Raw genomic sequence first — 18,082 nt, forward strand, 5'->3', positions numbered from 1 at the left:
ATCGATATCCTGTTCATGAGTAACGGCTGAACATGCCGCCTTGCCTACTGACGATCCATACTCCTGAGTACAGGTGCAGATCGCGTTCAACTTGGAACTCCGAAGCCCATTTCCACAGGACGGATGCACCGGCTCACACCATCCGCCGGCTCTCTGAAGCATCTTGTCCTATGTACTTCTCTTCATCATCGTTGATTACATCCGTTTACAATTTTTCACATTGTATCACGCTTTGATTGGCTTGACCAGCTCGCGTTTTCTACCGCTCATATTGGTGCCAAGTACACCTGCGATGATAAGCAAGGCACCGACAAAGTGGTAACCGTGTACCGGCTCATGCAATATCCAGGCCCCGCCAGCAATGGATATCAGAGTGGAGAAGTTGCTGAACACACTCATCTTGGAGGCTTCCAGATGGATCAACGCATAACTTGCCAGCAGCGTGGAAATCATCGTGGAGAGGATCGCAAGATAAGCCAGCGCCCCAAGGTATGATGGTTCTGAGAGTGGTTTTACATAATCGACCATGGTTCCGTTAGATGCATGACGAATCAGGGATGCTGCATTGAAGACCAGGAAACCGACCATCAGGGTTACCCAGGTTAATTCCATCGGTTTATATTTCTGAGCCAAAGGCCTCGCCAGCACACCATAACCTGCAAAACAAACGGTGGAGAGCAGCAGTAAAGCAATACCTTTAAAATTGCCAGCCGACATTCCACTACCTTTCATTACGAAAATAAAGACTACACCTGCCACGGACAGCAGCAGGAACAATTTTTGCAGGGCGGATGTACGTTCCTTGAGAAAGATAGAGGCGAGAAGAAGGGTGAATACCGGGGCAATGGCCTGAATGATGCCTGCTTCGGAAGAATTAGACGAGACGAGTCCGAATGCCTGAAAGGCAAAGAACAAAACAGGAGAGAGCAGCCCTAACGGAATGATGCGCATCAGATCACGCAGAGTCAGCTTAATCTTGATCCATCCGAAAATGACAGGGATGCTGATAACGAGCAATGACAGGGCAAAACGGTGTGCCAGTACATCGATGGGATGTGCCACCGTGACCGTCATTTTTACAAATAGAAAAGATAAACCGATAATGGCTGCATATAAAACGGCAGCTACATAAGCGTATGTTCGAGTTTGAGAGTTTTTCATGTTGGCTCCTCCGATCAATACTGCAATTCTATTCTTTATTTGTGGTGCCACGAGAGCAGAGCTGGTCTGCGCTGTGTTGTGCTGGCCTTATTCAATATACTGCCAGACCAATAGTGGTACAATAGACAAAAATGTGTACTGTACCGGTACAATTAAGGAAAGACTGAAGTTGGAGGGAGAGACAGAATCCAATGAAAAAATACGAAGTCATCGCCGAATCACTTAAGCAATGGATTCAGGAGCAATTGCGACGACAGCACAGTGGACAATGGCAGGACAAAGGCATCAAACTCCCCGCTGTGCGTGTTCTGGCCGAACAATATCAATGCAGTATAAGTACAGCTATACGCGCATATGAGTGGTTGGAAGAACGACATCTGGTCTACGCTGTGCCTCAGTCGGGGTATTATGCGGTACAGAATGGAGCCGCAGTGGAGGATGGAGAGTGGCAGGGACCGCTGGATTTTGCCTCCGCAGCTCCTGATCCACGGGTGTTCCCTTATTCCGATTTTCGTCATTGTGTGGACCAGGCAATGGAGAAGAAGCAGGCGGATTTGTTTTTGTACGGAACGGAGAGGGGCTTGCCTTCATTGATTGAATTGCTGCAAAAGCAATTTGCGGATTATCAGGTGTTTGCACGCAAGGAGCAGTTCTTTATTACGTCAGGGGTGCAGCAGGCATTGGCTGTTCTTGCATTAATGCCTTTTCCGAATGGGAAAAAACAAGTGATGCTGGAACTTCCGGGTTATCATAATATGCCTTCGCTGCTAAAGGGACTGAATGTACCGATTGCTGGCGTAAGCCGCTCGCTGAACGGTCTGGATTGGGAATCGCTTGAACGACAGTTCCGCGATGGAGATATCAAATTTTTCTATGTCATGCCGCGGTTTCACAACCCGATTGGCACGTCCCTGACGGTTGCAGAGAAGAAGAGATTGATCCGGCTGGCGCAGCGTTATGATGTCTATCTCGTAGAGGATGATTTCCTGGCAGATCTGGAAGATAACACCAAGCAGGACCCGTTATGGTCCTACGATACTGAAGGGCGAGTTATCTATCTGAAAAGTTACTCCAAAATTCTGTTTCCCGGCCTGCGGATTGGTGTAGCCATTCTGCCTTCCGAACTTGCCGAGGCGTTCCATAAATACAAAAAAATGCTCGACATTGACACAGCGGTCCTGTCCCAGGCTGCACTGGAGGTCTACATCCGCAATGGGATGTTTGCTCATCACGGCAAAGTCATCCGCAGCCGCTATGCTGCCCGGATGAACACATTGCATCAAGAACTCAATGCTTTTCCTGAGTTCACTCCATTTGCAAACGCGCCGCGTACAGGAGGGGAGCATACGGTTCTGCCGCTGGCTGAGGATCTGCCTCTCAGCGTGTTGTTGACCCGCTTGGAACAACGGGGAGTCATGGCCGATACAACAGAACGATATTATCCAGAAGGCATAACCGAGATACAACGGAGCAAAATGCTGAGGCTGAACATATCCAATGTACCGAAGCAGCGAATCAAACAAGGCATGCGAATCATTCGTGAGGAGATATCGAAACTACAGATCAAGCAGCGATAAATAAGAACATAACACCAAGCAACACATGAAGTTGTTCACCTCATACATCTGGCGATATATAGATCCCACACGAACTGTAAGTTAACACCAAAAAGCGTCCACACAAGTTGATCACTTGTTGGACGCCTTTTACCGTGAGTCATGATCCATTATCCATAATGCTTGTTCGGTGCATGGTGGATAGAGTACTTCTATTTATTCCTGAGCCATTGCTTTGAAGGAAGCTTCAGCCGCTTCCAATGTTTCCTGAATATCCTTGTACGTATGTGCTGTGGTCAGGAACCAGGCTTCATATTTGGACGGAGCCAGGTTAATGCCGCGGTTCAACATATGACGGAAGAAGGAAGCGAACAGTTCTCCATCCGTATCTTGGGCATGATCATAGTTCGTAACCGGATGGTCACAGAAATGGGTGGAGAATGCACCGCGAATTCGGTTGATCGTCAATGCAATCCCATGACGGTCAGCAGAAGCCTGCAGGCCTGTTGTCAGATCAATAGCAAGACGTTCCATTTCCTCATATACACCCGCACCTTGCAGGACTTCCAGACAGGCAATACCCGCTGAGATGGATGCCGGGTTACCAGCCATGGTTCCAGCTTGATATGCGGGACCGAGTGGAGCAACCTGCTCCATGACCTGTTTACGGCCACCATAAGCACCGATGGGCAGACCTCCACCAATGATTTTACCAAGAGCAGTCAGGTCCGGTTCGATCTCGGCATGATTATCGAGTCCGGCATAGGTTTGGGTTGAACCGTAATGGAAACGGAATGCCGTGATGACTTCGTCATAAATGACCAGTGAGCCGTTGGCCCGTGTCATGGCACAAAGCCCTTCCAGGAACCCGGGTTCCGGCATGACCATACCGAAGTTGCCAACGATCGGCTCCACCATTACCGCAGCGACATCGTCACCCCAACGCTCCAGTGCCGCTTTCAGGCTTTCCAGATCGTTGTAAGGCACCGTGATGACCTCTTGTGCAATACTGGTTGGAATCCCTGCACTATCCGGGATACCCAGCGTGGAAGGGCCTGAACCGGCAGCCACAAGCACCAGATCGGAGTGACCGTGGTAACATCCGGCGAATTTTACGATCTTGTTGCGTTTGGTGTAGGCACGAGCTACCCGAATGGTGGTCATGACCGCCTCTGTACCTGAATTGACAAAACGAACTTTGTCCATGGAAGGAATGGCTTCCTTCAGCATCTTGGCGAGCTTGATCTCAAGTTCAGTCGGAGTACCATACAGAACGCCATTCGCAGCCGCTTCGGTAATCGCCTGGGTAATATGAGGGTGGGCATGTCCTGTAACAATCGGGCCGTAAGCGGCCAGATAGTCGATGTAGCGGTTGTCGTCGACATCCCAGAAGTGGGCGCCTTGGGCCTTTTTCATAAATACAGGTGCACCGCCACCAACGGCTTTGAACGAGCGTGAGGGGCTGTTAACACCTCCTACAATATGTTCAAGTGCTTCTGCGTATAGAAGTTCGGAACGGGAACGTGATGTATTCATAAGATAACTTCCTTTCGTAATTCCAAAAGTATAATAAACTAACAAGCTGCAGAATGATATGATGATGTTCGCATATTTTTATAGCCGGGCACAGCGAGAGGGCAGCGTAATGGCTGCCCTCTGCATGTTTAACCTCATTACTGAGCCAGTCGTTCTGACTTTTGTTCTTCACTGCTGGCTGTTTTATCCTCGATACCAGTCGTGCTGTCTTCCGGCTCAACAGGTGGATGAATAATATCCTGAATATGCTGTTTCAACTTCTCTTCGTTAGTGACAGTTAACACCTGAGAGCCGCCCGCTGTACGTTCTTCCTTCAGCAGGTTCATTGGCGGAATCTGCTCACTGCCGTTCATGCTGCTCTGGTATCCGAGTCCGCCCAGCTTCCACATATCGGAGAGCGTCAGATTCGTATCGACATAGGGGTTAACCTGTTCCAGAATGGCTGGCAGCTTGGCAATGGTTGTCGTCGACTGCATTTTGGTTGTTACAGCTTTCAACAACTCACGTTGGCGCTCGGAACGAGCGAAATCCGACATGGCATCATGACGGAAACGAACGTACATGAGAGCTGTCTCGCCATCCAGATGCTGATAACCTTTTTTTAGATCAATATCATATTCGTTATTGTCTGCTTTGCTTGTATAGTGCATGTCCTTCTCTACATCAAAGTCCACACCGCCAACGGCATCCACCAATTTGATGAATCCCTGGAAATCCGTATACACATAATACTGTACAGGAATGCCGAGCAGGTCTCCGGCAGCTTGCATCGCTGCATTGGGACCATGGGTGATGGCCGTATTGATCCGCTCTTTGCCATACCCCTCAATATTGACGTATGTGTCGCGCAGAATGGAGAACAGATTGATTTTTTTGGTGAGCGGGTCAAGCGATACAACCATCATGCTGTCCGAACGGGGAACTTCCCCTTTTTTCAATCCGCGGGCATCGACACCCATAACGAGAATGTTCACAGTCTCTGTGCCTTCCCATTTTGGTGGATCTGGCGTATTCACTTTCTCCACATTTGTGATGCCGGCAAATGGTGAGTCGTCACCGTCCTTCTGCAAACCGTCCAATTGATTGAGAATAGAACCGAAATAATATGCGGCTGCTCCTCCGATAATTAACACGAAGGCAGCAAGAGAAATCCAGATGGTTCTCTTCGTCTTTCTGGTCATGCTAGCTCTCCTTTGTATTTGAGATGAAATAAAAAAACGAGTACGAGTATTCGAATATGACCTAGTCGAAGCTTTCCGTGCACGTCTCTTTCCGATATCAGACAGAGGACGCGGCTCCAAACTAATTTTAAAGCTTGCTGAATTTTGACTGATACCATTATAATTTCTTTTTGGGCTACAAGCAATTTCAACAAAATCCAAGTGAGGTATAATCATGCTGGCGATTGATGTCAAAGATTTACGTAAGTCGTTTAGTGTCCAGAAAAGCCGAGGTGGACTTAAGGGCGCTTTCCAGGATCTGTTTGCACGTCAATACCAGGAGGTATTGGCCGTAAATGATATTTCATTTCAGATTCCCCGGGGCGAAATATGCGGATATATCGGGGAGAACGGTGCCGGTAAATCAACAACGATCAAGATGTTAACCGGCATTTTGGTACCTACTTCAGGGCAAATATCGGTTGGTGGATATGTTCCGTATCAGGAACGGGAGAAGTTTGTACAGAATATTGGTGTCGTATTTGGTCAGCGCAGTCAGCTATGGTGGGATATCGGCGTCATCGAGTCATTCCATCTGCTGCGCAAAGTATATCGTGTGGGCGAGGTCGATTTCCGCAAAAGGCTGGATGAACTGGTTGAGCGGTTGCAGCTTCAGGATCTGCTAAGCCGTCCGGTACGGAAGCTCAGTCTCGGTCAGCGCATGCGCTGTGAGTTAGTGGCAGCGTTATTGCATAACCCGAGTATTGTTTTTCTGGACGAGCCAACCATTGGTCTGGATATTGTCGTGAAGTCGGAAATTCGGGAATTTCTGAAAGACATGAACAAGGAGCATGGAACGACCATTCTGCTCACAACCCACGATTTACAGGACATTGAGGCCCTGTGTTCCCGGGTTATCATGCTCGATGCGGGCAACATCATCTATGATGGCGGCCTGGATCATCTGAAGTCCCAGTGGGGCAAGGAACGGGAAATCCGCTTCAAGTTTGGCTCAGGTCATAACATCAGTCAGATGCAGGAATGGACTGCTGCGTTGCCTGTGCGCTGGACGGTGGAGAACGAATTGTCCGCATCCGTCTGGATTCCGCTGGAACTGAACGTTTCGGATGTACTCGGACGTGTCGTTGGACAGGCCGATATTACCGATATTCAGATTATTGAGATCAACACGGATGAGATTGTGCGCAGTATTTACCAATCCGGCTCCGCCGAGCGTCCCGAGATTGTGGGAGCAGGGAACGAAGCGGCGGGTGCGTCTTGAGATGAATAGTGCATTTTTTGATTTTATGCGCATCCGGTTTCTGACGATGCTTGCATATCGGGTGAATTATTACTCCGGCATTTTGATATATACGCTGAATATTGGCGTGTATTACTTTACTTGGCAAGCCATTTACGGTAACAGTGGTGAACTTGGCGGCTTCACGGCAGCTCAGATGACCACTTATATTGCCGTATCCTGGATGGCACGTGCCTTTTATTTTAACAACCTGGATCGCGAGATTGCCGCAGACATTCGGGATGGCTCCATTGCGATTCAATTCATAAGGCCGATCAATTACGTTATGGTCAAAATGATGCAGGGTCTCGGTGAAGGCATTTTCCGCTTTCTGCTGCTCATGATTCCGGGTATGCTCATTGCCATTCTGCTGTTCCCGGTTGAACTGCCTACAGCGCCATCCGCGTGGATTGGCTTTCTGGTCATGCTGTTTTTCAGTTTCCTCATTAATTCCCAGATTAATGTCATTACGGGGCTGGCAGCATTTTTTGTGGAAAACAATGAAGGCATGATGCGTATGAAACGCGTAGTGGTCGATTTGTTCTCCGGTCTGATTATTCCGATCAGCCTGTACCCTGGCTGGATGTCCGCGGTGATGAAGGTATTGCCTTTTCAGGCCATCACGTATCTGCCCGGTTCGGTTTTCACCGGAAGAGTGGAAGGTACAGCCATCTGGAGCGTACTCGGCATTCAGGTGTTCTGGTTTGCCATACTGCTCGTTCCGATGATGCTGATCTGGCGTCGGGCGCGCAAGCGTCTGTTCGTGCAAGGGGGATAACGGAATGTACTATATAGGTCTGATCTGGGAATATTTGAAAAACTACATGAAAACACGTCTGACGTACCGCGCCGACTTCTGGGTGGAGATCATATCGGATCTGCTGTTCCAGGCAACGAACCTGATCTTTATCTTTGTGGTCTTCCGTCATACGGATAATCTCGGCGGCTGGAGTGAGAGTGAAGTCCTTTTTGTTTATGGATATTTTATGGTGCCTTATGGTATCTTCAGTTGTTTTATCAATCTGTGGGGGTTCAGCGAGCGGTATATTGTAAAAGGTGAGATGGATCGCATCTTGACCCGTCCGGCGCATAACCTGTTCCAGATTTTGCTCGAAAATGTGGACCCGCCTGCGCTTGTAGGTTCGTTTATCGGTTTGATCATCATGATCTTTAGCGGGGCAGAGATGGGTCTAATGCTGGAGTGGTGGCATATTCCGGCTCTCATTATTCTTGCTCTTAGCTCAGTGTTAATCTATGCGGGTATCTATATCACCTTAACGTCGCTGTCCTTTTATTCGGACGCACCTACAGGCATTCTGCCATTGATGTACAACATTCAGGGATATGGACGTTATCCAATAACGATCTATAATCGTGCGATACAGGTCTTGTTAACATGGATCATTCCATTTGCCTTCGTGGGTATCTATCCGGCAGCGCTGTTCCTGGAGCGATCGGAGATGCACCGCATGGCACTCTTGACACCTGTGATGGGACTGGTATTCGGCTCCGTTGGCCTTCTGCTATGGAATTACGGCGTGAAGAAGTATCGCGGAGCAGGATCATAACGGAAGCCCTTTAGGAGATGTTGGGCGAGATAGGGAGGAAATGAGATGACATTAACCGAAGGTACCCTGGCACCGGAGTTTGAGCTTCCGTCGAGTACTGGAGACAACGTGAAGCTATCGAATTACCGTGGACAACGGGTATTGCTTTATTTTTACCCGAAGGATATGACTTCTTCCTGTACGCAGCAGGCCTGTGATTTTCGTGATCGACATGAGGAATTCCAAGGGCTGAATACGGTGATTCTGGGCATTAGCACAGACCCGATGAAGCAGCACGACAAATTCATTGCCAAGTACGGCTTGCCATTCATTCTGTTGTCTGACGAAGAGCATCAGGTAGCCGAGCAATACGGCGTATGGCAGATGAAGAAAATGTATGGCAAGGAATATATGGGCTTGGTACGCTCTACGTTTCTCATTGATGAAGAGGGTGTTCTGCTGAAGGCGTGGTCGAAGGTACGGGTCAAAGGTCATATTGAAGCTGCGCTGGAGGCTTTGCAGGAACTGTAGAAACAGCAAGTAGAAACTGTATAAGCGTAATAAGCCTCACTCGCTATAACGAAAACCTATATATGAAGGCTGTGCCTGCGGAACATACCGTAGAACACAGCCTTTTTATATGGCTATTTTGGCAGTATAAACGGGTTGGACTTATTCCAGTATTCATGTAGGGAAGCGTTATGGATTAGTCTGACTTTTTTTGCCCTTGCCGGAACGAATGCGATGAACCAACAAAAGGAATAGAGGGATGATGAAACTTACGGTTATATCCCAATCTACCCATACAGGCATGATGATATTGGTGTAGAAAAGGACATTGGGAGAAATCAGGACGGCGAGCGCAAACATAAGCAAGGCTGTAGGCAATATAAGAGGTTTATAGGTTTTCAACTGAAACAGATGAGCTAGTCCAATAATAAAAGCAAACATATACAGCAGGCATTTAAAATAGGTGGCAATTAACCAGGCCGTCGCCATGAACGCTTCAATACGCTCAAAGAAGTTACCGATATTAATCTTCTGGGACAGGGCATAAGAGATATAGATGTTATGCTGGGTCATGAAGGTCCCTACAACGAGTAGTGAGACCAGTAACAGCGCACTTAGAAGCAAACCTCCCAACAAAGTGGCAAGCAGCATATCGCGTTTGACATTTGGACCGGTCATCACATAAGGAAGAATCATGGTAAGTACGATAAGTTCACCAAATGAAGTAAAGGCTCCGCGAAATATGGCTTCAACCAGATGAATCCACTTGACGCTCAAAAAAGGTTGCAGATGTGAACCGTCTATTTTGGGTAGAAGCCCCATGAACAGGAGAAGCATAAAGACAACAACGACAGGGGTTAGCATTTCGACGCTGGCTCCCATGGTTTGCAGACCATTCATAAGGCCCCAGATCAGCGAACACAGGAGCATAATCAAAATCACACGAATGGGCGTTTGAAGGTAAATCTGGGTTGTCATAAAGTCCCCAACCTCACGGATGCAGATGACAGCGCCTATGGCGAAATAGAACAGGTAACCAACAGATAAAACCGATCCAGCCCACAGACCCAGCAATTTTCTGTTGATTTCAATCAGGGAAAGATCCGGATAGGTCTGATGGAGCTTGTACATAATCCAAATGATGAATAGACCGATGGGCTGGCCGAGGATAGAGCATAACCATGCATCGTTTTTGCCCAGGGTTGTGACAAGCGAAGGATAGATGAGAATCATATCCCCCACCATGACAAGAAAGGTAAGCAAGGTGAATTGCCGAATGCTGATTCTTTCTTTAATGATCATGGCCCCTATCCTCCCTTCAGATTTACCCTGCATCTTGGTTGCTCCCGTATTTTTATCCCGAAGATCTGGTTTTCCAGCGCTGTTTGAACAGATGGACCAACCATAATAATCCAGGCAAAATAATGCATAATGTGGTATCCCAATCTACCCAGTATGGAACGACCGTAATGACAATGAAGGTCACATTGGGCGAGACCAGATTGGCAAGGGCGAATGTCAACATTGTTGCTGGCAAGATAAGCATGCGATACTGCTTGAGGCTGAACAGTTCAGCACATCCCAAAATAAATGCGTACAGGTATACCATCGCTTTGAAATATGTAGAGATAAGCCAGGAAGAAGCCATAATGGCTTCAATACGTTGAAAAAAGCCACCGATATTTATCTTTTGAGATAACACAAAGGAAGTATAGATATTATGTTGGGTCAGGAACGCACCTAGAACAAGCAGTGAGATGGTGACCAGTATTGCAAGTAGCAGGTTGCCGAGTCCTACTGCAATAAGAACATCCCGGGTGCGGTGTGCCTGTTTCAACGTATACGGGATGATCATCATGATCGGAATGAGCTCACCTGCCGGATATATAATACTAACGAGAATCCCTTGCAAGATAGAGACCACACCCGTACCCGTCACAGGCTTCAAATTGCTCGGATTAACTTGCGACAGCAGGCAGAATGCAAGCACAACAATAAACACAATAAGGACAGGCATGAGCAATTCACTGCTCCGTCCCATCGTTTCCAGCCCATGGTACACACCCCAGCCAAGTGTAATCACAAACATCAGGATGATGACGCGAATGGGGGTGTACTGAAAGATCTGGGAGGCCATGAAATCCCCGACTTCTCGGGTATGTGTGGAGGTGCCTATGATAAAAAAGAAAAGATAAAAAATGGAGACAAGAGTACCTGGCCAAAAACCCAGAATACTTCGTGAAATCTGTACCAGATTTTTTTCGGGATAAAGATCACACAGCTTCAAAAACATGAGCATGAGGGCCAATCCAAGTGGAACCCCGACAAGAGCGCATATCCAGGCATCTTGTTTGGCATAGGAAGTGATAACGGAGGGATAGATCAACATCATATCCCCGACCACCATAATGAAAATGAGAGTGGACAATTGTCTTGTTCCAATGCGGCCCTGCTCAAGCATAGTGTCCCTCTCCTTTACTAAGTTCCAGTCAAGTGTGCCAGAAATTGATTTACAGGTTCATAGATCCATATGATGAGATATAGTGGACTCGGAAATTCCCATAAGTTTGCTGCAACGACGCTCAGGGAGGTAGCCAGCAGCAGCAAGGAACTATATACGGCGGTTTCTTTCCATTCCTTGCATCGGATGAGGGCAGGCAGATCGAACCATCCGATCAGTCCCGCAGTCACGATGACGCTAAGTGTAAGCAACATCCTGTTCACTCCTTAATTTCATCTTTGAACGAATCATCCAGTGTCCCTACACGTTTGATTTGCACATTGACATCGTAATGCACATCCAGATTTTCCAGATAGCTATCCCAATCCTTCTCCACCTTTTTGAAAAATGTAGGATCTGTATGATAGACATCTTGTCCAAATCCGAAAATATCGACATGAAATTTGCGTTGCACGGACTTGACGGATTCTTGCATTAGCTCCACAAGCCGTTCCTCACTATCCCGCTCCAGTTCCTTGAGGACTTCCATTGAACCGATCTTGATTCCACATTCCACGGCACCGATGGAAGATACATGTTTGACTTTGATATGAATGGTGGGACGCCCGGCGACCACTTTCGCTTTGCGTTTGGTTGTTGTGCGAAGGGTTTTAAGGGTCACGTACCCTTTTTTCCGACAAGGAATATTTCCAATGGTGGATACTACATTGTTTCGGATGTAGTTATATCCCTTGGATTCACTTTCCGTTAGCCAGCCAACCAGCTTATCCTTTCTGAATACGGAAAGTCCGGTTGAACTCAGGCTGGCGGGAGACTTGATGGTTGAAATGTTATCCTTGCTTCCGCTTTTCTCCTGTGAGCCAACAACCTCTACCCCGGTGATGACAGGCTGTATTCCGGGAGCTAACATATATTCCAATAACCGATCCCCGGTAACGGTGGTCGTGGGTGACCAGATTTTGGACGATACATCCAGCGAATTAAACATTTTCTCTGCAGGGATGTTCTCCAATGGTGTTAACACGTCAAGTACTTTGGATGCCGTTGTATTTCGTGCGACCATGACGTAATAGTCAGGACGCACCGTAGGTTCCCTCAGTAATGCTTCAGTTACATCATAAATGCCTTCTTTACGGGCGTATTCCTCACCAAAAATTAACACGCGAATATGCGCCATAAAGATACGCCGGGGGCTTGATTGCGTTAACTTCTGCATTGCTTCAAAGAGCGTGGGGGCAGAGGCCTGGTATTGCGCCACAGGTGTCCCGTTGCCTCCTCCTGATTTGGCAGATACTTCATTGGGAACAACGACTTGAGCCGTGACCTTAATCAGTTCGCCATCCTTATCCACACCCAGTCCCAGCATAATGCCAAGTTCATTGAGTTCCTGTCGATCCCAGCATCCGGTAAGGAGAGGGAGCAGAACGGCAAAAGACAGAATCCATTGTAGACATTTGTTCATACACGTTCTCCTTACCGATTATCGCTTCGTTTTTTTGTTTGCCTGTCTGGTTTCGTTCGGCGTTCCAGTAGAAAGAGGACGGGTTTTCATCCGGGTCCAAGGCACACGAAAAATGGTATCTTTGAGATCTTTTCCGATATAAGGTGCGAACGGGGACATGTAAGATACCCCAAAGGACCTTAAGCTGCATAGATGTGTTACCGTAATCAGCAGAACCATCAGAATTCCGTAAAAACCAAAGGCTGCAGCCAGGATCATCAGCACGAAACGCAGGATTCGCACAGAGATGGATAACCCATTTTCAGGAATAACATAACTGGATATCGCTGTTATAGATACGATGATCACCATGGCAGCCGATACAACGCCTGCGTCTACTGCGGCCTGACCAATAACAAGGGTACCCACAATGGATACGGCCTGGCCGACAGTCTTTGGAATTCGGATACCGGCTTCCCGTAAAATTTCATAGGTTAACTCCATTAAGATGGCTTCAATGAAAGCAGGGAACGGGACACCTTCACGCTGAGCGGCCAGACTAATAAGCAGGTTGGTAGGAAGCATCTCCTGATGAAAGGTGCTAATGGCAATGTAAAAGGAAGGAGCGAGCAATGCGATAAAGAAGGCCAGGTAACGAATCAAGCGAATCAATGAGCTAATATCGGCCCGTTGGTAGTAATCTTCGGGAGACTGAAAGAAATGAACAAACAGGGCTGGAACTAGCAGTACGAAAGGAGTGCCGTCTATAATGATCGCCACCCGGCCTTCAAGCAGTGCTGCACAAACGCTGTCTGGCCGCTCACTATTATAGACCGTAGGGAAGATCGTACCTGTTTTGTCCTGTACGAACTCTTCGATATATCCGCTTTCCAGAATAGAGTCAATATCAATCTGATCCAGCCTGCTCCGCAGTTCTTTGACGACCTCTTGATCGACGATATGTTCCAAATAGACCACGGCTACTCGGGTGTTGGTGACTCGCCCAATCTCTCTTTCTTCAATCCAGAGATGAGGATCCCGAATTCGCTTGCGGATCAGGCCTGTATTGGTTCGTAAATTTTCATTAAATCCCTCCATGGGGCCTCGGACAACCGTCTGAGAGATGGGTTCACTGACAGCACGGTCTTCCCAGCCTGCTGCTGCGATTTTTAACCCCTGATTCGATCCTTCAAGCAGTATGACAACAAAGCCTGCCAGCAGAGCATTGAGAATATCTTTCATCTCATTAATTAGTATGACGCTGCTGGTCGCGAGCACATCATTCTGTAGATAGGTCAAATGCTCATGATCCGCCGCAAAGTCAGGCAACTCACGGGTTTGTAGCAAGGATCCCAGGATGGACTGATTAATAATCTGCACATCTACCATCCCATCGATGTATAACATGACAGCAGGCCACTTGTGCAGACATTGCAAAGGACGAATCATCAAGTCTTTGCTATTCCCCATCACGTTCATGCAATAATTCGTATTTTCTGTAAGATCCGGCGATATCTTTATCTGATTCTGACTGCTTTGCGTTGCTGTACTCATTCCTTCACCCCCTATACACCCTATATTTTCAAATTAGTATGACCTGGATGAATACGGATTATTATAAAAGTGTCATCGAATATGCCAAAGGATAAATAGCGGATTGCTAATCTCTATATATTAGAATAATATCTAATTAGATTTATATCTAATTTATTGAGAAGAGGATTCGTCATGTTATTCAGATTTCCCAGTCTGTCTCTCCTGCAAAAAGAATCGGGGTACCGAAGAATTTTCATTGCAGGATTGGTAAACGGCATAGGTGACCGATTTTCACAGATTGCCATGCTTTCATTGATTCTTAGTATTACAGGGTCAGGGCTAGCTGTAGGACTTGTACTTGGTCTGCGTGTGATCCCATATCTGGTGCTTGCCCCGGCAGGGGGCTTATTGACCATGCACTTTTCACGGCGAATGATTATGCTGGTTACCAATGTATTGAGGGTGCCTCTTGCCTTGGGCTATTTGTTCGTAAATCAAACGGGTGATTTGTGGATTCTGTACACCGTGAGTACTTTACTGGCTTGTGCTGAGGCCCTCTACGCACCGGTTCGCAAATCAGGAATACCGCTTCTTGTTCAGCCGGATAATCTGCTTAAGATCAACGGCCTTGAACAGGTGATGAATGGTACGGTACTAATTTTAGGTGCCCTACTCGGGGGAATCACTTCATCCATGGTGGGGCCGCAGGCCGCGTTTATAACCAATGCATTATGTTTTCTGGTGGCAGCTATGTTGATCCGCAAAATATCGTTTCCATCGGAAAGAGATGCTGAAGATGGTGAGACTTCATATGAAAATGTGAACAGGTCAGCCAGTGCGGGTTCTGGTTGTACTTCAGATATCACTCGGGCCCCTGGTACAGTTCATATGGCTTCAGCGATATGGCGATTGGTTCGGTCCTCTGTAGCGTTACAGATCATCATTCTGTTTGAGTTATGGGTACCCGTTATAAATGGGATCGATAATGTATTAATCAGTGTGTATGCGATTGAAGTGTTTGCATTGGGGGATTGGGGAGTAGGTGTGTTCTACGCTGCACTAGGAACAGGCCTGGTATTGAGTAGTTGGTTCTCTCGTTATTTCCAGCACCGGTTGCTACCTGGTGTGATCATATGTCTGTTGGTGGAAGGGGGCCTGCTTATGCTGCTTAGTGCTGCGACTCTACCATTACTTGCTTCCCTGATCTATCTTTTGCTGGCTCTTATGTCAGGCGTAGGCAATACCTGTCTGGATACATTATTGATGCGTGAAACGCCTGAGAAATACCGTGGACTCATCTTTGGATTAGTGACGGCATGTAGTAGTAGCATGCTGGGATTATCCATGTTTGGTGCGGGTTTATTATTGGAGGTGGTGGAACCGCGGAAGCTGGGGTTTGCTGGTGGTCTGGGTTTCGCAGCGATTGCTGCTTTGCTGACAGGTTATGGATGGTTACGGGCACGTGAGGCTTTTCATATCAGACGCATATCCAAATGAACATGAAAAAAAGAAGCTGCAATCGTACGCAGCTTCTTGCTTATTCCTATCCAAAGTGGAAACATGAAACGTCTCTAAGGATGGATTACGGAGAAATTTTACTTTTGTCTTTGGCGAACAGGAGCTGGCTTGGACACGGATTTTGCTGCCCACGCTTTGCGGTAACGGTAAAGCACGGCTGCGATGAGCAATAGGCCAATTCCTCCCACGATATATGCTGCATATTGATGAGCCAGCTGGAATACTGCATTCCACTGGGGGCCGAATATTTTGCCAATGCCCAGAAACAGCACAACCCAAAACAGTGCACCTGAATAGGCATATAACGCGAATTTGCGAAAGGGAACAGCAGCTATTCCGGCGAAATACCCGGTAAAGTGTCTTACACCCGGAATGAAATAACCGATGAAGATCAAGGCATTACCATACTTTGCAAACCACTTTTGCGTCTTGTCCAGCTTGTCCTGTTTCATTAGGAACCATTTCCCGTACCGTGTAATAAAAGGCAGACCTGCTTTGGCCCCAATAAAATAGGTGATTGTCATACCGATCGTTGTTCCCAGAAAAGCCAGTATGACAAGTATCCCGAAGTCCAGATGCCCCTTGTAGGACAGAAATCCTGCGTAAGCCATCGTTGTTTCTCCCGGAAAGGGAAGGGCAATAAACTCCAGCAACAAGCCAAAGAACAAAACGCTGTATCCATAGGACCCAAACAAATGCTGGATCTTCTCAAGCAATTCCAATAGATTTCACTCTCCTGCAGACAGGGTGGGAGCATAAGTACTCTCCAGGGTATTTTGTTCACGACACTACCTGTCCATTATGCTACCTAATCCGAAGCGAAGAATCAATCGCGAGCCTTCCTAAATTGTGAAAAATATAAAACAAAATCGCGTCTTTTTTTGCGACGACCTCCATATAATTCTAACAAATCTGCTGAAGTCTATCAGTCTATCAGCAAATTAACTAGAGACGGTGGAGGTCGATTCGTAAATGGTACAGAGACCGGAATTCAGAATCAAGGGAAATGGGGAAATCTCCGTAACATCCATACATACGTTTTTATCTGGACAATGGTCTGTTTTCCTAGTCCGAATTGTTCTATTGCTATGTGCATTCGCCGCATATGCAGGAACGGCTTACGCATCTTCTGCTACCGGCTCAGATGAGCCTATCACGAAGGTAAAGAATACCCAAGACAAGGTAGTCTATCTGAGTTTTGACGACGGACCGGGTAAGCATACCCGTGAAGTTTTGGATATTTTACGCAAGGAGCAGGTTCCAGCTACATTTTTTGTGCTGGGTGAGCAAGCAGAGCGTTATCCCGAGATGATCCGTGCCGTTGTGGAGGATGGACATGCTCTGGGCAATCATACGTTCAATCATCAATACAAACAGCTGTACAGTGATTTCAAAGTGTTCTGGAAACAGATCAAGCAGACAGAGGAAGTGCTAGAGCGTATTACCGGATTCCGTCCGAATCTGGTGCGGGCACCAGGCGGTACCTATGGGCATTTTGACCAGAGCTATTTTGATTTGCTCCAATTGGGTGGATATACCGTCATGGACTGGAACGTCGACAGTGGAGATTCCAAGCGCAAGGGCGTTCCGGCCAAAGAAATCTTAAGCAATTCTACCAAAGTGCCTGCGGGCGCACGCTCGGTCATTGTACTGATGCATGACGGAGGTGCACATGCTGAAACGGTAAAAGCACTTCCGGGTATTATCAAGTATTATCGTGATCATGGATATCGTTTTGACACAATAAAGAGTTCGGATCAACCGGTTCAATTCCGTATACATCCAGATGACAGGTATAAGGCGCGCAAGGCTCCGGGAACGGCCTGGATTGCAGAACATGTAGAAGCGAATGCGGCGCTGTGGCTCGCAAGCAAGAAGCTGAAGGTAGAAGTCGGATTGGCTGCGGCTACCCTGAAGCCGGGAGAATTCCACATGGAAAATCAGCAAATCATGGTACCTTTGCGTACCTTTATGAAAAAGTTTGGGGGCAGCACTCGCTGGGATGCAGAATCAAGGACAGCCACAGCGGTATGGAAGGAAAGAACGATTCATGCAGATAGTGTGAGTAGAACGCTGACAACGTCAGGGTCAAGTGAACCGGGAGTGGTACAGAGTCAGGGGGGGACCATCTGGGTTCCGCTGCGTGAGTTACTGGAGCAGATGGGACTAAGGGTGCATTCACTAACCAGCAATGAAACAGAGTGGACGGTGAAGGCGGGCCCTTCCATATCCATATCAGCAACGAATAGCGTATTTAAGAATAAAATGATCTGAGAAAGTCATTCTTACAGGACTATTCTCTCTACTTCCGGGCAACACTGAATCATAGATTACTATGGCTCAGGAATGCTGATGG

At 47.3% G+C, this 18,082-nt stretch carries 16 protein-coding genes and 1 other annotated feature (1 of these 17 cut by a window edge); of the genes, 7 read left to right on the top strand and 9 right to left on the bottom strand.

Annotation, left to right across the window (positions count from 1 at the left end):
* Positions 1–198, bottom strand: a binding site (T-box leader); it reaches 124 nt to the left of the window's first position.
* Between the two features lie 27 nt (positions 199–225).
* Complete coding sequence (locus ACR32F_RS03415) at positions 226–1,161, bottom strand: DMT family transporter (RefSeq protein ID WP_440116166.1); 936 nt, start codon at positions 1,159–1,161, stop codon at positions 226–228.
* Positions 1,162–1,352: 191 nt separating this feature from the next.
* Here ACR32F_RS03415 and ACR32F_RS03420 point away from each other — a divergent pair, with 191 nt between their 5' ends.
* On the top strand, positions 1,353–2,738 hold the full coding sequence (locus tag ACR32F_RS03420; RefSeq protein ID WP_440116168.1) for a PLP-dependent aminotransferase family protein: 1,386 nt from the start codon (positions 1,353–1,355) through the stop codon (positions 2,736–2,738).
* A 195-nt stretch (positions 2,739–2,933) separates the two neighbouring features.
* On the opposite strand, the gene ACR32F_RS03425 is transcribed toward ACR32F_RS03420, so the two are convergent.
* Positions 2,934–4,253: a glutamate-1-semialdehyde 2,1-aminomutase gene (locus ACR32F_RS03425; RefSeq protein ID WP_440116170.1), complete on the bottom strand. Its 1,320-nt coding sequence runs from the start codon at positions 4,251–4,253 to the stop codon at positions 2,934–2,936.
* A gap of 137 nt (positions 4,254–4,390) precedes the next feature.
* Positions 4,391–5,434, bottom strand: coding sequence for an LCP family protein (locus ACR32F_RS03430; protein WP_440116172.1), 1,044 nt, complete (start codon positions 5,432–5,434; stop codon positions 4,391–4,393).
* A 214-nt stretch (positions 5,435–5,648) separates the two neighbouring features.
* Here ACR32F_RS03430 and ACR32F_RS03435 point away from each other — a divergent pair, with 214 nt between their 5' ends.
* The 4 genes from ACR32F_RS03435 to bcp are packed head-to-tail and all read left to right on the top strand — an operon-like array spanning position 5,649 to position 8,791.
* Positions 5,649–6,695 (top strand): ABC transporter ATP-binding protein, encoded by a 1,047-nt coding sequence (locus ACR32F_RS03435; protein WP_440116174.1) that lies wholly within the window; start codon positions 5,649–5,651, stop codon positions 6,693–6,695.
* Between the two features lies 1 nt (position 6,696).
* A complete protein-coding gene (locus ACR32F_RS03440) occupies positions 6,697–7,491 on the top strand; it encodes an ABC transporter permease (RefSeq protein ID WP_440116176.1) in 795 nt (264 codons plus the stop codon).
* Between the two features lie 4 nt (positions 7,492–7,495).
* Positions 7,496–8,281 carry an ABC transporter permease gene (locus tag ACR32F_RS03445; RefSeq protein ID WP_440116178.1) on the top strand — a complete coding sequence of 262 codons (786 nt, stop codon included), beginning with the start codon at positions 7,496–7,498 and terminating at the stop codon, positions 8,279–8,281.
* A 45-nt stretch (positions 8,282–8,326) separates the two neighbouring features.
* A complete protein-coding gene (gene bcp / locus ACR32F_RS03450; RefSeq protein ID WP_440116180.1) occupies positions 8,327–8,791 on the top strand; it encodes a thioredoxin-dependent thiol peroxidase in 465 nt (154 codons plus the stop codon).
* Positions 8,792–8,959: 168 nt separating this feature from the next.
* Here the strand turns inward: bcp and ACR32F_RS03455 are convergent, their stop codons facing one another.
* The 5 genes from ACR32F_RS03455 to ACR32F_RS03475 are packed head-to-tail and all read right to left on the bottom strand — an operon-like array spanning position 8,960 to position 14,226.
* Positions 8,960–10,072: a GerAB/ArcD/ProY family transporter gene (locus ACR32F_RS03455; protein WP_440116182.1), complete on the bottom strand. Its 1,113-nt coding sequence runs from the start codon at positions 10,070–10,072 to the stop codon at positions 8,960–8,962.
* A 52-nt stretch (positions 10,073–10,124) separates the two neighbouring features.
* On the bottom strand, positions 10,125–11,231 hold the full coding sequence (locus tag ACR32F_RS03460; protein WP_440116184.1) for a GerAB/ArcD/ProY family transporter: 1,107 nt from the start codon (positions 11,229–11,231) through the stop codon (positions 10,125–10,127).
* A 17-nt stretch (positions 11,232–11,248) separates the two neighbouring features.
* The gene (locus ACR32F_RS03465; RefSeq protein WP_440116186.1) at positions 11,249–11,485 is read right to left on the bottom strand and encodes a hypothetical protein; all 237 of its coding nucleotides are present in this window, start codon (positions 11,483–11,485) and stop codon (positions 11,249–11,251) included.
* A gap of 5 nt (positions 11,486–11,490) precedes the next feature.
* Positions 11,491–12,693 (bottom strand): Ger(x)C family spore germination protein, encoded by a 1,203-nt coding sequence (locus ACR32F_RS03470; RefSeq protein WP_440116188.1) that lies wholly within the window; start codon positions 12,691–12,693, stop codon positions 11,491–11,493.
* An 18-nt stretch (positions 12,694–12,711) separates the two neighbouring features.
* Complete coding sequence (locus ACR32F_RS03475; protein ID WP_440116190.1) at positions 12,712–14,226, bottom strand: spore germination protein; 1,515 nt, start codon at positions 14,224–14,226, stop codon at positions 12,712–12,714.
* Between the two features lie 174 nt (positions 14,227–14,400).
* Here ACR32F_RS03475 and ACR32F_RS03480 point away from each other — a divergent pair, with 174 nt between their 5' ends.
* Positions 14,401–15,705, top strand: a complete 1,305-nt coding sequence (locus tag ACR32F_RS03480; RefSeq protein WP_440116192.1) for an MFS transporter — start codon at positions 14,401–14,403, stop codon at positions 15,703–15,705.
* A gap of 98 nt (positions 15,706–15,803) precedes the next feature.
* Here the strand turns inward: ACR32F_RS03480 and ACR32F_RS03485 are convergent, their stop codons facing one another.
* Positions 15,804–16,448, bottom strand: coding sequence for a DedA family protein (locus ACR32F_RS03485; RefSeq protein WP_440116194.1), 645 nt, complete (start codon positions 16,446–16,448; stop codon positions 15,804–15,806).
* Positions 16,449–16,698: 250 nt separating this feature from the next.
* On the opposite strand from ACR32F_RS03485, the gene ACR32F_RS03490 reads away from it, so the two are divergent.
* On the top strand, positions 16,699–18,000 hold the full coding sequence (locus tag ACR32F_RS03490; RefSeq protein ID WP_440116196.1) for a polysaccharide deacetylase family protein: 1,302 nt from the start codon (positions 16,699–16,701) through the stop codon (positions 17,998–18,000).
* The last annotated feature ends 82 nt before the right edge of the window (positions 18,001–18,082 follow it).

Origin of the sequence: Paenibacillus hebaui (genome assembly GCF_051934385.1) — a bacterium.
Classification (GTDB): domain Bacteria; phylum Bacillota; class Bacilli; order Paenibacillales; family Paenibacillaceae; genus Paenibacillus.

Excerpts from the sequence above, each read along its gene's own strand:
- ACR32F_RS03415 (WP_440116166.1), bottom strand. The coding sequence starts at position 1,161 with ATGAAAAACTCTCAAACTCGAACATACGCTTATGTAGCTGCCGTTTTA.
- ACR32F_RS03420 (WP_440116168.1), top strand. The coding sequence starts at position 1,353 with ATGAAAAAATACGAAGTCATCGCCGAATCACTTAAGCAATGGATTCAG.
- ACR32F_RS03425 (WP_440116170.1), bottom strand. The coding sequence starts at position 4,253 with ATGAATACATCACGTTCCCGTTCCGAACTTCTATACGCAGAAGCACTT.
- ACR32F_RS03430 (WP_440116172.1), bottom strand. The coding sequence starts at position 5,434 with ATGACCAGAAAGACGAAGAGAACCATCTGGATTTCTCTTGCTGCCTTC.
- ACR32F_RS03435 (WP_440116174.1), top strand. The coding sequence starts at position 5,649 with ATGCTGGCGATTGATGTCAAAGATTTACGTAAGTCGTTTAGTGTCCAG.
- ACR32F_RS03440 (WP_440116176.1), top strand. The coding sequence starts at position 6,697 with ATGAATAGTGCATTTTTTGATTTTATGCGCATCCGGTTTCTGACGATG.
- ACR32F_RS03445 (WP_440116178.1), top strand. The coding sequence starts at position 7,496 with ATGTACTATATAGGTCTGATCTGGGAATATTTGAAAAACTACATGAAA.
- bcp (WP_440116180.1), top strand. The coding sequence starts at position 8,327 with ATGACATTAACCGAAGGTACCCTGGCACCGGAGTTTGAGCTTCCGTCG.
- ACR32F_RS03455 (WP_440116182.1), bottom strand. The coding sequence starts at position 10,072 with ATGATCATTAAAGAAAGAATCAGCATTCGGCAATTCACCTTGCTTACC.
- ACR32F_RS03460 (WP_440116184.1), bottom strand. The coding sequence starts at position 11,231 with ATGCTTGAGCAGGGCCGCATTGGAACAAGACAATTGTCCACTCTCATT.
- ACR32F_RS03465 (WP_440116186.1), bottom strand. The coding sequence starts at position 11,485 with ATGTTGCTTACACTTAGCGTCATCGTGACTGCGGGACTGATCGGATGG.
- ACR32F_RS03470 (WP_440116188.1), bottom strand. The coding sequence starts at position 12,693 with ATGAACAAATGTCTACAATGGATTCTGTCTTTTGCCGTTCTGCTCCCT.
- ACR32F_RS03475 (WP_440116190.1), bottom strand. The coding sequence starts at position 14,226 with ATGAGTACAGCAACGCAAAGCAGTCAGAATCAGATAAAGATATCGCCG.
- ACR32F_RS03480 (WP_440116192.1), top strand. The coding sequence starts at position 14,401 with ATGTTATTCAGATTTCCCAGTCTGTCTCTCCTGCAAAAAGAATCGGGG.
- ACR32F_RS03490 (WP_440116196.1), top strand. The coding sequence starts at position 16,699 with ATGGTACAGAGACCGGAATTCAGAATCAAGGGAAATGGGGAAATCTCC.